The sequence below is a fragment of the Enterococcus sp. DIV0174 genome, assembly GCF_050529065.1.
GTDB classification, from domain to species: Bacteria; Bacillota; Bacilli; order Lactobacillales; family Enterococcaceae; genus Enterococcus_B; species Enterococcus_B thailandicus.
Genome location: NZ_CP172881.1, coordinates 1,543,636 through 1,558,443, shown reverse-complemented (window position 1 = coordinate 1,558,443; position 14,808 = coordinate 1,543,636). Strand labels below are relative to the sequence as shown.

Here is a 14,808-nt window from a genome sequence, read left to right as displayed (position 1 = left end):
ATTTAAGTTTGCTACTAAATTTAAAATTTGTCAAAAAATTTATCTTTTCACTTGATTTTTCCGAAAATTTCAGTTGGATTTGCTAAAAATGCAAAAAATGGTAAGAGATAGCAAAGTTTTGGCTGAAAAGATAGACAAAACGTGATTTCATCGCTAAAATAAATAGGACTTTTGTTTATTGTGGAAATTCAGGTAGTCGAGAAATTTAAATAAATAAATACAATAGGAGGACGAGAATATGTCCATGTTTTTAGATCAAGTAACAATCGATGTGAAAGCTGGTAAGGGCGGCGATGGAATGGTTGCTTTTCGTAGAGAAAAGTATGTTCCTGATGGCGGACCAGCTGGTGGTGATGGTGGTCACGGTGGCGATGTTATTTTAGTTGTCGATGAAGGCTTGCGCACATTGATGGACTTTCGTTTCAATCGTCATTTCAAAGCACAACCGGGTGAAAATGGAATGAGCAAGGGAATGCATGGTCGCGGTTCAGACGACACATACGTTAAAGTCCCTCAAGGAACAACTGTACGTGATGCAGAAACAGGTGCTTTACTAGGTGATTTGATTGAAAATGGTCAAACTTTAGTAGTTGCTAAAGGCGGTCGCGGTGGTCGCGGAAACACTCGTTTTGCTTCACCACGTAATCCTGCACCAGAAATCGCAGAAAACGGTGAACCAGGACAAGAACGTAAAATCGAATTGGAATTAAAAGTCTTAGCAGATGTTGGTTTAGTGGGTTTCCCTTCAGTCGGAAAATCAACATTACTTTCAGTTATTTCTTCTGCACGACCAAAAATCGGTGCCTATCACTTTACTACGCTAGTTCCTAATCTTGGAATGGTCACAACGACTGATGGTCGAAGCTTTGCGGCAGCTGATTTACCAGGTTTAATTGAAGGAGCTTCACAAGGTGTTGGTCTAGGTACGCAATTCTTACGTCATATTGAACGCACTCGTGTTATTTTACATGTGATTGATATGAGCGGGATGGAAGGGCGAGATCCCTACGAAGATTATTTAGCAATCAACCATGAGTTGTCTACTTATAATTTGCGCTTATTAGAACGCCCACAGTTGATTGTTGCGAATAAAATGGATATGCCAGATGCAGAAGAAAATTTGGTGAAATTCAAAGAGCAATTGAATAAAGAAAAAGCAGATGAATTTGCAGATGACATTCCAGTATTTCCAATTTCTGGAGTGACACGTAAAGGGCTGGATGCGTTATTGAATGCAACTGCCGATTTACTAGAAGTCACACCAGAGTTTCCTCTTTACGATGAAGAAATTGAGGAAGAAACGGTTCATTACGGATTCACACCTGAAGGGCCAGACTTCAAGATTGATCGTGAGCCAGATGCTACTTGGGTATTAACTGGTGAGCGAATCGAAAAATTATTCCAAATGACGAATTTTGATCACGATGAAACAGTTATGCGTTTTGCACGTCAATTACGTGGTATGGGTGTTGATGAAGCATTGCGTGCCCGCGGTGCTAAAGACGGCGATATCGTTCGGATTGGTGAATTCGAGTTTGAATTTGTTGAATAAAGGACAGAAGTGAAAAAGGCTGTGAAAGAAGTGCTCAGCATTTTGCGGTGATTGCAAGCTATAATGAGAGTTGCTTTGGAAACAACGTTCATTAGGAAAAATAAACTGGAGCAAAATGCCAGTTGTTCTTAATACAAATACATTTTTTAATTTAAAAAACGTCTAAAATCACCGTTTTCAAAAACGAATTTTAGGCGTTTTTTCTATTTAAGCTGTTATTAACACACCACTTTTTTGTTTTTTTAATTTTTTAAAGTAAACACTTCTGTTTTAGGGGTTATTATTTTATTTCTGGCTAAATCAAAGGTAAAATGAAATGAACGCAAAAAGTGAGGAGTGAGTCAAATGAACAAACGAGTGATTATTTTAAATTTTGATGTGGAGAGTCAAGCTTATCAAGCCTTTTCAGAAATCAAAAAGTTTCATGCTACTCGAAAAATTAAGGGCGAACAAATGGCTGTAATCAGTCACGATCCCAATGGAACACACCAATTTAAAGTCGAAGATTTTATCGACTTTACTGGAAGTAATAAGTCTTCCAAGGGTGGCATGATTGGTATGCTCGTTGGTATCTTGGGTGGACCACTTGGTATTTTACTTGGCTGGTTTGCAGGCGGAATGATTGGAGCAACTCAAGACGCGAAAGAAATTCAAAATGCACAAACTGTTTTTGACTTTGTTGGCGATAAAATTGGCGAAGGTGCTACTGGTCTGATTTTGATTGCGGAAGAAGAAGATAATCGTCCATTGAACCAATTAGTTATGATGGAACTGGGTGGAGAAATTACCCGTCTAGATTATGATGATGTCGAAAAAGATGTTGCCGATGCGAAAGAAGTTGAACGTAGCACAAAAGAAGCAGCTCAAAAAACATGGAGTGAAAAACATCCACCAGTTGAGAATCAATCAAGGGATGATGAAAACGAACAAGAATAAGTTCTGTTTTATTTTCACTTTGAATAGTTCCGACAAAAAAGTGAATTCTGGCAGAGAAAAAGTGTACTTGAGGCACTTTTCTCTGTCTTTTTCGGTTGCTTATCCGTGCATTTTCCCCTAAAATTAGAGGGAACTCATAGAAAGTCAGGTAGATTATGGAATTACAATTTTTAGGGACAGGTGCAGGGGTACCTGCGAAGCAGCGAAATGTAACAAGTATCGCATTAAAACTATTAGATGAACGTAATGAAATTTGGTTATTTGATTGTGGTGAAGGCACACAGATGCAAATTTTGCGTACAAATATTCGTCCAAGAAAAATCGAAAAGATTTTTATTACGCATTTACATGGCGACCATATTTTTGGTTTACCAGGATTAATTAGTAGTCGTTCATTTCAAGGTGGAGACACACCATTAGAAATTTATGGTCCAAAAGGGGTAGAGCAATTTGTTAAGACAGCACTATCTGTTTCACAAACTCGTTTAAGTTATCCGTTGAAATTTATTGAAGTACATGAAGATGAACCAATCTTTAAAGATCAACAGTTTGCAGTGTATACAAAGAAATTAGATCACGGAATTGATAGTTATGGGTATCGCGTAGTCGAAAAGGATCATAAGGGCGAGTTGCAAGTAGAACGCTTAAAAGAATTAGGTGTGCCTGCCGGTCCAGTTTATGGTCAGTTGAAGCGCGGAGAAACAGTTCAGCTAGAAGATGGTACAGCCATTAATGGCAAAGAATTCGTGGGTCCTGATAAAAAAGGGCGGATTGTTACGATTTTAGGCGACACAAGAAAGACGGCTAATGCCGTTGAACTTGCCCAAAATAGTGACGTATTAGTCCATGAAAGTACCTTTAACAAAAATGAAGCGAAAATGGCACATAATTATTTTCATTCAACTTCTCATCAAGCAGCAGAAGTTGCAACAAAAGCGAAGACAGCGCGTTTGTTGTTAACGCATATTAGCGCTCGTTATGTTGGTAAAGCAGCTTTTGAGCTGGAAAAAGAAGCGCAAGAAATTTTTCCAAACACAACGATTATGAAAGATTTCGATGTGATTGATATTCCATTTAGAGACGAGGAGGTACTGTCATGAAATTAGCAAATAAAGTGGTATTGGTGACTGGTGGATCTGCGGGATTAGGTGCAGAAATCTGTTATGAAGCAGCAAGACAAGGAGCTATCGTGATTACTTGTGCTCGACGGATTCAGTTGATTGGAGAAGTAAAAGCAAAGTGTCAAGAGTTGAGTGGCAAAGAAGCCTATGCTTTTCAAGTGGACGTTAGCAATCCAGAAAGCGTTGAAAGCCTGTATGAAAAAGTGATGACAGAAGTTGGTCGAGTGGACGTATTGGTTAACAATGCTGGCTTTGGCATATTCGAAGATTTCCTACAATTTGATTTAGGAAAAGCTTATGATATGTTTGAGGTTAATGTGTTAGGTATGATGGTCTTGACGCAAAAATTTGCAATCGATATGGCAGAAAGAAAAAGTGGGCACATCATTAATCTAGCCTCAATGGCAGGGAAAATGGCTACAGCTAAATCAACGATTTACTCTGCAACTAAATTTGCTGTGATTGGTTTTTCCAATGCGTTGAGATTGGAATTAAAACCATTTGGGGTCGCAGTCACGACTGTTAATCCAGGGCCAATTGCTACAGAATTTTTCGATAAAGCAGATCCAAGCGGAGAATACTTAGCTAACTTAGGACAAATCGTACTAGATCCAACGAAGTTAGCAAAACAAATTGTGCGGAATATGAGTCATCCAAAACGTGAAATCAACCAACCAGTTATCATGGAAATCGCAGCCAAATTCTATACGCTTTTCCCACACATTGGGGATTATTTAGCTGGGGGAATTTTTAATAAAAAGTAGGTGAAAAAATGAAAAAACAAAGCAGTGTGATTTTAGGGTTTCTTTTAGTATTAGTGATTGTTTTATTTGCAGTATTCAACATTGAACAAGTTCCGGTGAGTCTGGGGTTTGCTTCATTTTCAGCGCCATTAATTTTAGTTATTATTGGTTCAGCACTGATTGGCGCTTTGATCGTCTTTTTAACAGCTTCAGCTAGTTTGTGGCAACAAAAAAAAGAAATCAAAAACTTAACACAGGAACTTGCTGAATATCAAAGTAGCGTACAGCAAAAAATTGAAACAGCAAAAGAAGAACAACAACGCGAATTTCGTAATGAACGGGCAGAACTAGAGGCCGCTTATCAAGCAGAACTACAAGCGAAAACGGTGAAAATCAGTCAATTAGAAGAGACTGGTGATACCAAAGAAGACGGAGCTCAATCTCCACAACAAAGCTTCAATTATTTTGATTAATCAGTTAGTCAAACTGAAATAGAAAAGGAGTGTGACGAAGTCGCGCTCCTTTTGTGCTTGTTTAGGGGAAAGTCATCTAGGTGCTAGCTAAAGCTAAAATAAGCTTTTATTCGCATTTTAGAAAAGTTTCCTTATTACTTGAAGCTGGTCGTTTGGAACCACAACCTTATTTACGGTGTTCCCCAAGCAACTTCTCACAATAACTCTCAACTGTTTAAAAATATGAAAGTCTATTTTTAGCAGTTGCTCTTTATTTTTTCGAAGCTGACCGCTTGGAACCACAACCTTATTTACGGTGTTCCAAAACAACTTCTCGATATAGCTTGCACTCACTACAAAATATGGAAAGCTATTTTGAGTGCTTACGCGCTATCTTGTCGGAGCCAAGCGTTTTGCGCCACAACCTTCTTTTCCACCTCTTCTTTTTGTCGGTTTCGTTTGCTATAATAACTAAGTTAGGAGTGAGACAGTGAAGCAAGCAAAATATGATTGGAAATTAAGTGCCGAAGAACCACCTGAAGCTTTTTTTCAGCTAATCAATAACCATAACTTATCTTCTTTTATTGGCAGAATGCTTTGGCAGCGCGGATATCAGGAAGAACAAGAAATCAAACAGTTTTTATATCCAAAAGAACAACAATTACATGATCCGTACTTGATGCATGATATGGATAAAGCAATTAGCAGAATCCAAGAGGCAGTTATCAGTGGCGAAAAGATTCTTGTGTATGGCGATTATGATGCCGATGGAATCACCAGTACGACAATTATGAAAGAAACACTTGAATTACTAGGGGCAGAAGTAGAGGCCTTTTTACCTAACCGTTTTGAACACGGCTATGGACCGAACCAAGCTGTCTATGAAGAAAAAATTAATCAAGGGACACAATTGATTGTTACCGTTGATAATGGGGTTGCTGGGAATGAAGCAATTGCCTATGCTCAAAGTGTCGGAGTTGACGTTATTGTAACCGATCACCATGAGATGCCGGCAGTGTTACCAGATGCTTTCGCAATCGTTCACCCACGACACCCAGATGGAAATTATCCATTTACTGATTTAGCAGGTGTAGGAGTGGCTTTCAAAGTTGCAACAGCTTTGTTGGAAGAAGCACCAGCAGAATTTTTAGATTTGGTTGCAATTGGAACAATCGCTGATTTAGTGTCGCTAACTGGGGAAAATCGCAGTTTAGTCTCACTAGGAATTGATGCTATTCGCCATTCAGAAAGAATTGGTTTACAAGCATTGTTTGCTGAAAGTGGGGCAAAAATGAAAGATGCTGATGAAACGACTATTGGTTTTTCCATCGCACCACGCTTGAATGCGATTGGTCGAATGGGTGATCCTAACCCCGCCGTGGAACTGATGGCGACTTTTGACGAAGAAGTTGCTCAAACACAAGCAAAAAAATTAAATGAAATCAATGAAGAACGTAAAAGCGTTGTTGAAGAAATTACTCAAGAAGCATTAGCGATGGTAAAACCTGCTAACAGTATCCATTTATTAGCGAATAATGGCTGGCACGAAGGCGTTTTGGGAATCGTTGCGGGTAAAATTATGAACGAAACGGGTAAACCCACGATTGTACTGACTTTAAAAGAAGATGGATCTGCCAAGGGTTCCGGGCGTAGTGTAGAGGCCTTGAATCTTTATGAAATGTTGAATCAAATGAGAGATTTATTTACTTATTTTGGTGGACATCATGCAGCTGTTGGTTTGACTATGCCTCAAGAGAACATTGAGTTGTTGCAAGAAAAAATGAATGAGTATGTGAAAGAAAATCAGATTGATCTGACGAAAGGACCAGCGATGAAAATTGATGAGGTGCTTTCGCCTAAAGATGCTTCTTTGACATTATTAGATGAGTTGAAATTGTTAGCACCTTTTGGAACCGATAATCCTGTACCACAATTTTTATTCAAACAAGTGACTGCGACACAAGTAAAAAAGATTGGTGCAAATCAACAACATTTGAAATTCGTTTTAACAGATGAGGGAGAGCAGCTAGATGCAGTTGCTTTTGGATTTGGTTCTCAAGAAAATGAACTGTTAAATGATTCACTTGATATCGTTGGTAAACTCTCAGTTAATGAATGGAATGGTCGAAAAAAAGCACAATTATTGGTTTCTGATTTCGAGGTCAAAGGACTTCAAGTGTTTGATTGGCGTGCAAAACGATTCCGTGACCACGTAGCATTACCAGAAAAAACATGTTATCTAGCATTTGACGAGACAGTTAAAAAACAGGTCTCCCCAAGTATTCGTGAACAAATAGTTACTTTTACAGAAATGGATCAAATGAAGAGTTGGCTGGAAACGAATCAACCAGAATCGCTTGTATTAGTGGATTGCCCAACAGAACTTGATGAGCTGAAAGCTGTGTTTCATGCGGGAACGTTTAGCCGAGTTTATTTATTGGGTATTTCTTCACAGGAAGCTTATCTTAATGGAGTTGGTTCGAGAGAACAATATGCTCGCTTGTTTCAGTTTATTAAAACACAAGATAAAGTTGATATTCGCTATAAAACAAAAGCAGTCGCTCAGTATTTAAAAATTCCAGAAAAATTATTAATTTTTATGATTCAGGTGTTTTTTGAATTGAAATTTGTTACAATAGACGATGGTGTTTTGCAAAAAGTCGCCCATCCAGAAAGTCACCCGTTGACTGAAAGCACTCTGTATCAACAGCGACTAAAGAAAATTAAAGTTGAGGAATTTTTACTACTAAGTGATATTCCTACCATTAAGAAATGGTTAACAACCTAGGAGGAAACAAACAGTGGATTTAAGAAATTATATTGCCAGTATTCCGGACTATCCGTCAAAAGGAATCGTTTTTCGTGATATCTCACCGCTAATGGCAGATGGAGATGCATATCGTGAAGCAACAAAACAAATCGTCGATTATGCAAAGGAAAAACGGATTGACATGGTTGTCGGACCTGAAGCGCGTGGATTCATTGTCGGCTGTCCAGTAGCGTATGAGTTGGGCGTGGGTTTTGCACCAGTTCGTAAAAAAGGAAAGTTGCCTCGTGAAACGATTGAAGTAACTTATGACCTTGAATATGGAACAGATACATTGACTTTACACAAAGATGCGATTCAACCAGGTCAACGTGTGTTGATTTGTGATGATTTGTTAGCAACTGGCGGAACAATCAAAGCAACGATTGAACTGATTGAAAAATTAGGTGGCGTAGTTGTTGGTTGTGCATTCCTGATTGAATTGATGGACTTACATGGCCGTGATAAAATTAAGGGCTATGACATTATTACGTTGATGGAATACTAATAGAAAAAAGTAGATCTTCAGAAATGACTAAGACACAATGTCTGGTCTTTTCTGAAGATCTTTTTTGATGTGTTAAATAATTTTATTCTGGGTTCAATGAAAAAATAAAAGAAAATGACTCGTAATTAACTTGTTCTTTCGTACATAAATAACACTTATATTATAACGATACATTTTTTGTGAGTTCACTCTATTTTCGTTCATTTCAGCAAAAAACAGTTGGCAAAAGAAAGCCTGTGTGAAATTTGATAAGAAACTTTCTTAACAAGTTCACGCTAAACTCTAAAAAAGGTTGATTGGTTACTTCTAAGAATAGTGAAAAGAGAGGTGAATGTCCATAGTTTTGTAAGGATAGAAAGAGTGCTAGCAAAAGGAAATCTTCACTTGATGACAATTTAACTAGTTTACTGAGGAGTGTTGTTAAAGAGAGCATTTACAATAATGAAAACTTTCAAATAAAGGGATTTTGAACAAAAAAAACACCCTAAATATGTCGGATTACTGACATTATTTGGGGGTTGCTCAGCATGGCAGAGTCCATTAATATTCACAACAGATATTGTTTCACTCATTTTTTGAAACCTGGGATCAAAACATGCGTAAACATTCATCGAAAATAATTTGTAAAATAGTTTGTTGAAGGGAAATGATTTTATTGAAAAAAGAACAACTAATAAAAAAGGTAGCATCACCACTCATTTGTGGATTGATGTTAGGTGGGCTTGCTGTCTCAACAATCCAGCCGATTATCCAAGTTCGTGCTGAAGAAAAAACGAGTTCAAAAGCAACAACAAGTTTAACAGAAGAGGCATGGTCGGAATGGTCAGAAGTCACAAAGTTAACAGAATTTGGAAGTTCAGACACAACAGGAAAACAAGTCAAACACAATGGTAAAATTTATGCAGCAACTTGGTGGAAAAATGGGGCTACAGATGTAGCGCCAGGATCAGGTGAAGCAACTTCAACTGGCTGGGAAGAAGTAGGAACAATTGCTTCTGATGGTTCAGTTACTCTTAACGCAGGTGTTACTGCTAATCCATTTGAACCAACGATTGATCCAAATGTTGATCCAAATACTCCGTATGCAGGTGTTGATGCAGGACAGGGTGTGAAGTGGGGCGAGAAGGTTTTTGCGCCGTACATTGATGGTGGTTTGTGGTATAACGGAGAGAATGGGTATCAAGGATTGTATCCTCTTGGTCAAGAAGTGAAGAAATCAAACATCAGTTATGCAAATATTGGTTTTATTGTATCGGACCCAAGTAATCCGAAGACGGCCTCTTTTGGCGGCTATTATAATGTAGATGGCACCGGAACAAATGGTTCAGTTGTCACTGCATTTGCTAATCAAATCAAAGAGTTCCGCGCACAAGGTGGAGATGTATTGGTTTCTTTTGGTGGTGAAAACGGAACGCCGCTTCAAGATGTCTATGATAACGCTGAAGAACTTGCGGATAAATACATTGAGATTGTCGAGCATTATGGATTAACAACGATTGATTTCGATATTGAAGGGGCTCACGTTCGAGACAAAGAAGCTTGGGAAAGAAATAACGATGCAATCAAGATCATGCAAGATAAGTTAGGTGACGAAGCTCCTGACGTTTGGTACACATTCCCTGTTTTACCGACTGGTTTAGTAGGCGAAGGGACAGACAATGACGCGTATAACGTACTACAAGATGCTGTTCAGAAAAAGGTTAATGTTCATGGTGTAAATATCATGACGATGTGTTTTGGCCCGTCATTTGTTACAGGACCAACAGATACATACCATACATATGTCGAACAAGCGTCAGAGAGTTTAGCTGGACAAATAAAACGAATTTATAGTGATGCTAATCAAGACCTAACGGATTCACAAATTTATCAGAAAATTGGTTTAACACCATGGGTAGGAAAATCAAGTCAAGCAAATGAAACATTTACTCAATCGGATGCTAAAGCTTTATTAGCTTATGCAAACGAAAAACAAATTGGAATGCTTTCTTTTTGGTCGTTGAATCGGGATAACGATTTGAATGAAGATTTAAAAAATACAGGACTTGAGCAAGAAACCTATGAATTTTCAAAAATTATGGGTGAATTTGATGGAGATTTAGGTGTAAGAGATCAAGCACCAGTAATTAAAGGAGCAACAAATGAAACAATTGAGTTGAATGACTCGTTTGATGTACTAGCAGGTGTGACAGCTATTGATCAGGAAGATGGCGACCTAACTGCTAAAATTACGACAACAGGAACAGTTGATTCTGCGAAAGTTGGTGAATACCAAGTAACATATTCTGTGACAGACAGTCAGAAGAATCATTCAGAAAAGATTCGGACGATTACTGTGGTTGATCCAAATGCAAATACGAAACCAATTTTTTCTGGTCTAAAGGATCAAACAATTGAAGTTGGAACAAACTTTGATAAATTGGCGGGCGTAACGGCAAACGATCAAGAAGATGGTGACCTGACCGCGAAAATAGCTGTGACAGGAGATGTAGATACTTCAAAAGCGGGCGCGAATGTTCTCACGTATACAGTTTCTGATAGTAAAGGTGAAAAAACAACACAAACAATTACAGTCACGGTTAAAGAAAAAGAAAGTATTCCAGCTTATTCAGCAACGGCAGTTTACGTTAAAGGTGATAAGGTAAGCTATCAAGGAACAACTTACACTGCAAAATGGTGGACAAAAGGAGATACTCCAGGATCCGCACAAGTCTGGGAAAAAGAAATAATTAAAAACGAAGACGGAAGCGTGGATTATTACAAAGGAGGAACTTATGTCGCTGGCGATTTAGTGAACTATAATGGCAAACAATATCTTGCTAAATGGTGGACACAATCTGTACCAGGTAGTGATGCATCGTGGGAGTTAAAAAAATAGTCAACTAATTAAGAAATACAAAAAGGAACTGAAACAAAAATAGCTTAAATAGAAAAAGCCTAAAATTCGTTTTTAAAACGTTGATTTTAGGCTTTTTTAAATTGAAAAATGTGTTAAGAACGACTGAATCTTTCGCTTTGTCCCAGTCTTTTTTCTTTTTGATAAAAGAGTAATAGATCTTATCGAATGAATACTTTGGCTAATCCAAAGTAGAAAACGAGCAATTGCCTTAAATATGATAGCCAGTAGATAGGTGTAACGAACGATTATTTACGTTGGTCTTTCTTTCAAGATTGCCGAGAGCGTAAGTAATGTTCATGATAGAAATGTTCTTCATGAAGCCTACGCTGTTCGGCTTGACGATATTTTTTTTCGTCCCACAACATAAACCACAATGTGAATAACGGAAGAAAAATAATCAATGCCGGTTGGATCCCAAAATTGCCAATCAAAATACCTAAGAATAAAACCAGTAATACCAAGCCAATACGTCTAATTGATTTCATGAATTCTCACCTCATTTATTTATGTGAACGTTTGTTCGTAAAATCATTATACGAATGTTTGTTCGGTTTGTAAAGAGGGAAGAACAATAAAAAAAGAATTGCAGAAATTTTTCTACAATTCTTTGAATGAATCATGTTAATAAATATGGCTACGATAGAGACCAACTACCAATCCCAAAATGGCTACCTCATCTAAAATAATTGGATCTAATAAATCATTTTCAGGTTGTAAACGAAAATGATCTTTTTCTTTATAGAACCTTTTACAAGTTGCTTCATTTTCTGTCGTCATAGCGATGACAATATCTCCATTTTTAGCGCTCTCTTGTTTTCGGACGATAACATTATCTCCGTCTAAAATCCCTGCGTTGATCATACTTTCGCCCCGAATGGTTAGCATGAACAAACTGCCTTCTTCTGAAGTTAAATTTGGTGGTACAGGGAAAAAGTCGGAGGCGTCTTCAACAGCGAGGATCGGCTCACCAGCTGTAACAACGCCAAGCATTGGAATAGTCGATGGCTTGATTCCAATCTGATCTAAACCTAAGTCCGTTAATTCGATTGCCCGTGGCTTTGTCGGATCGCGCAAAATAAATCCTTTTTTTTCTAATCGTGCTAAATGTCCGTGGACAGTTGATGTTGAAGAAAGGTTAACAGCTTCACCAATCTCGCGAACGGTTGGTGGGTATCCTTTTCGGGTTACTTGTTCGTGGATATAACGTAAGACTTCGATTTGTCGTGTTTCAGTTTGTCGGGCCACAAAGTACACCTTCTTTCACTTAATATTTAAATAATACCACATAAAAAGCGCTGTTTCAAACAAATGTTCGTATCTAAATATGGATACCTAGTTGTTTTTTTTGTTTTTTTTATATAATATAAGAAGAGAAAAAGGAGGGCTGATAATGTTATCACCTGAAAAAATTGCACGTATTAATGAATTAGCCAAAAAGAAAAAAGCTGAGGGACTTTCAAAAGAAGAAGAGAAAGAACAAATCTTATTGAGAGAAGAATATTTAACAGCTTTTCGCTCTGGTATGAGACATCATATTGAAGGGATGAAAATTGTTGATCCTGAAGGAAACGATGTTACACCAGATAAATTAAAAGAAATTCAAAAAGAAAAAGGCTTACATGACCGTTAGTGTGCTTTTTGGTAAAAAATACCAAAAAGCATTGATTTTTTGATCTGTATCCGCTAAAATGAGTATGAAATGAATTACAGTAAAAAAAACCTAAATTGGAGGGGTTCTTTTGTTCGACAAAATTGATCAACTAGGCGTTAACACAATCCGCACATTAAGTATTGAAGCTGTACAAAAAGCAAATTCAGGTCATCCGGGTTTACCGATGGGTGCTGCACCGATGGCATATGCACTTTGGACAAAACATTTGAAAGTAAATCCTGTTACTTCAAGAAATTGGGTCGATCGTGACCGTTTTGTACTTTCTGCTGGTCATGGTTCAGCAATGTTGTACAGTTTACTTCACTTATCTGGATATCAAGTAACAATTGACGACTTGAAACAATTCCGTCAATGGGGATCAAAAACACCAGGACATCCAGAAGTACATCATACAGATGGCGTTGAAGCAACAACTGGTCCACTAGGTCAAGGAATTGGCATGGCTGTTGGTATGGCAATGGCAGAAGCACATCTTGCAGCAACTTATAATAAAGAAAACTTTAATGTTGTCGATCATTATACTTATGCTTTATGTGGTGATGGCGATTTAATGGAAGGCGTTTCTCAAGAAGCAAGTTCTATGGCTGGACATATGAAATTAGGTAAATTAATCGTTTTATATGATTCAAATGATATTTCACTTGATGGTCCAACTTCAAAAGCTTTCACAGAAAACGTCGGTGCGCGCTATGAAGCATATGGCTGGCAACATATCTTAGTAAAAGATGGCAATGATTTAGAAGCAATCTCAAATGCGATTGAAGCAGCTAAAGCTGAGACAACTAAACCAACACTGATTGAAGTTAAAACAGTTATTGGTTATGGCGCACCTAAAGAAGGTACATCTGCTGTTCATGGTGCACCTCTTGGAGCGGATGGCATTAAAATGGCTAAAGAAGTTTACGGTTGGGACTATCCAGATTTCACAGTGCCTGAAGAAGTAGCAACTCGTTTCCACGAAAAAATGGTTGAAGATGGCGAAAAAGCAGAAGCACAATGGAATGAAAAATTTGCTAACTATAAAAATGCTTATCCAGAATTAGCGCAACAATTTGAAGATGCGTTTGCTGGAAAACTACCAGAAAATTGGGATGCTGAGATGCCAAGTTATGATGAAGGTCATAGCCAAGCAAGTCGTGTGTCAAGCAAAGACATGATTCAAGCAATCTCAAATGCAGTTCCTAGCTTATGGGGAGGTTCTGCTGATTTATCTGGCTCAAATAATACAATGGTTGCAGCTGAAACTGATTTCGAACCAGGTAACTACGAAGGTCGAAACATCTGGTTTGGCGTTCGCGAATTTGCTATGGCAACAGCGATGAACGGAATCCAATTACATGGCGGTACACGTATTTATGGTGGAACATTCTTTGTATTCACGGATTACTTACGTCCAGCTATTCGTCTTGCTTCCATTCAAAAAGCACCAGTTATTTATGTACTAACACATGATTCAGTAGCAGTGGGTGAAGATGGTCCAACACATGAACCAATCGAACAACTCGCTTCTGTTCGTTGCATGCCAGGCGTTCATGTTGTACGTCCAGCTGATGGCAATGAAACACGTGCTGCTTGGAAAATTGCCATGGAGTCAACAGAAACACCAACAATTTTAGTGTTGAGTCGTCAAAACTTACCAGTTCTTCCATCAACAAAAGAAAAAGCTGATGAGATGGTGAAAAAAGGTGCTTATGTACTTTCTCCTGCACAAGGTGAAACACCAGAAGGTATCTTGATTGCAACTGGTTCAGAAGTTGATTTAGCGGTTAAAGCACAGAAAGTATTAGCTGAAAATGGCAAAGACGTTTCTGTCGTTTCAATGCCAAGTTTTGACTTGTTTGAAGCGCAATCTGCTGAATACAAAGAAAGTGTTCTTCCAAAAGCTGTAACTAAACGTGTTGCAATCGAAGCGGCTGCACCATTTGGCTGGGAACGTTACGTTGGAACAGAAGGAACAACAATTACAATTAATCATTTTGGCGCATCAGCACCAGGAAATAAAATTCTTGAAGAATTTGGTTTCACAGTTGAAAATGTTGTAAAAACCTACGAAGAACTATAAAAAACAAGTAATTTAATTATGAAAGAAGCAAGCTGGGGTAAATTCCCAGCTTGTTTT

At 38.1% G+C, this 14,808-nt stretch carries 12 protein-coding genes; 10 read left to right on the top strand and 2 right to left on the bottom strand.

The annotated features are described in order from the left end of the window. Window positions 1–238: 238 nt before the first annotated feature. The 8 genes from obgE (at window position 239) to IGJ93_RS07345 (ending at window position 10,996) form a co-directional block, all read left to right on the top strand. Entirely contained in the window at window positions 239–1,552 is a 1,314-nt protein-coding gene (obgE, locus tag IGJ93_RS07380) for a GTPase ObgE (protein WP_067482346.1), read from the top strand. A gap of 345 nt (window positions 1,553–1,897) precedes the next feature. Beyond that, the gene (locus tag IGJ93_RS07375) at window positions 1,898–2,488 is read left to right on the top strand and encodes a DUF1269 domain-containing protein (RefSeq protein WP_071868986.1); all 591 of its coding nucleotides are present in this window, start codon (window positions 1,898–1,900) and stop codon (window positions 2,486–2,488) included. A 155-nt stretch (window positions 2,489–2,643) separates the two neighbouring features. Then, window positions 2,644–3,588, top strand: a complete 945-nt coding sequence (rnz, locus tag IGJ93_RS07370; RefSeq protein ID WP_311797820.1) for a ribonuclease Z — start codon at window positions 2,644–2,646, stop codon at window positions 3,586–3,588. Beyond that, complete coding sequence (locus tag IGJ93_RS07365) at window positions 3,585–4,373, top strand: SDR family NAD(P)-dependent oxidoreductase (RefSeq protein WP_071868984.1); 789 nt, start codon at window positions 3,585–3,587, stop codon at window positions 4,371–4,373. Before rnz ends, IGJ93_RS07365 begins: the two co-directional genes overlap by 4 nt. Window positions 4,374–4,381: 8 nt before the next feature. Then, the gene (locus tag IGJ93_RS07360) at window positions 4,382–4,825 is read left to right on the top strand and encodes a LapA family protein (RefSeq protein WP_067482338.1); all 444 of its coding nucleotides are present in this window, start codon (window positions 4,382–4,384) and stop codon (window positions 4,823–4,825) included. 469 nt (window positions 4,826–5,294) lie between these two features. Next, entirely contained in the window at window positions 5,295–7,592 is a 2,298-nt protein-coding gene (recJ, locus tag IGJ93_RS07355; RefSeq protein WP_071868983.1) for a single-stranded-DNA-specific exonuclease RecJ, read from the top strand. Between the two features lie 13 nt (window positions 7,593–7,605). Continuing rightward, window positions 7,606–8,118, top strand: coding sequence for an adenine phosphoribosyltransferase (locus IGJ93_RS07350; protein WP_067482334.1), 513 nt, complete (start codon window positions 7,606–7,608; stop codon window positions 8,116–8,118). 655 nt (window positions 8,119–8,773) lie between these two features. Then, window positions 8,774–10,996 carry an immunoglobulin-like domain-containing protein gene (locus IGJ93_RS07345; RefSeq protein WP_186807801.1) on the top strand — a complete coding sequence of 741 codons (2,223 nt, stop codon included), beginning with the start codon at window positions 8,774–8,776 and terminating at the stop codon, window positions 10,994–10,996. Window positions 10,997–11,283: 287 nt separating this feature from the next. Here the strand turns inward: IGJ93_RS07345 and IGJ93_RS07340 are convergent, their stop codons facing one another. Together IGJ93_RS07340 and lexA are read right to left on the bottom strand one after the other, a co-directional pair. Then, window positions 11,284–11,502 (bottom strand): hypothetical protein, encoded by a 219-nt coding sequence (locus IGJ93_RS07340; RefSeq protein ID WP_067482330.1) that lies wholly within the window; start codon window positions 11,500–11,502, stop codon window positions 11,284–11,286. Window positions 11,503–11,638: 136 nt separating this feature from the next. Beyond that, complete coding sequence (gene lexA, locus IGJ93_RS07335; protein WP_067482328.1) at window positions 11,639–12,262, bottom strand: transcriptional repressor LexA; 624 nt, start codon at window positions 12,260–12,262, stop codon at window positions 11,639–11,641. 145 nt (window positions 12,263–12,407) lie between these two features. On the opposite strand from lexA, the gene IGJ93_RS07330 reads away from it, so the two are divergent. After that, the gene (locus tag IGJ93_RS07330) at window positions 12,408–12,647 is read left to right on the top strand and encodes a DUF896 family protein (RefSeq protein ID WP_067482326.1); all 240 of its coding nucleotides are present in this window, start codon (window positions 12,408–12,410) and stop codon (window positions 12,645–12,647) included. Window positions 12,648–12,756: 109 nt separating this feature from the next. After that, window positions 12,757–14,751 (top strand): transketolase, encoded by a 1,995-nt coding sequence (gene tkt, locus IGJ93_RS07325; protein WP_430596894.1) that lies wholly within the window; start codon window positions 12,757–12,759, stop codon window positions 14,749–14,751. Window positions 14,752–14,808 lie beyond the last annotated feature (57 nt).

Coding starts and splice junctions, on each gene's coding strand:
- obgE (WP_067482346.1), top strand. CDS start 239: ATGTCCATGTTTTTAGATCAAGTAACAATCGATGTGAAAGCTGGTAAG.
- IGJ93_RS07375 (WP_071868986.1), top strand. CDS start 1,898: ATGAACAAACGAGTGATTATTTTAAATTTTGATGTGGAGAGTCAAGCT.
- rnz (WP_311797820.1), top strand. CDS start 2,644: ATGGAATTACAATTTTTAGGGACAGGTGCAGGGGTACCTGCGAAGCAG.
- IGJ93_RS07365 (WP_071868984.1), top strand. CDS start 3,585: ATGAAATTAGCAAATAAAGTGGTATTGGTGACTGGTGGATCTGCGGGA.
- IGJ93_RS07360 (WP_067482338.1), top strand. CDS start 4,382: ATGAAAAAACAAAGCAGTGTGATTTTAGGGTTTCTTTTAGTATTAGTG.
- IGJ93_RS07340 (WP_067482330.1), bottom strand. CDS start 11,502: ATGAAATCAATTAGACGTATTGGCTTGGTATTACTGGTTTTATTCTTA.
- IGJ93_RS07330 (WP_067482326.1), top strand. CDS start 12,408: ATGTTATCACCTGAAAAAATTGCACGTATTAATGAATTAGCCAAAAAG.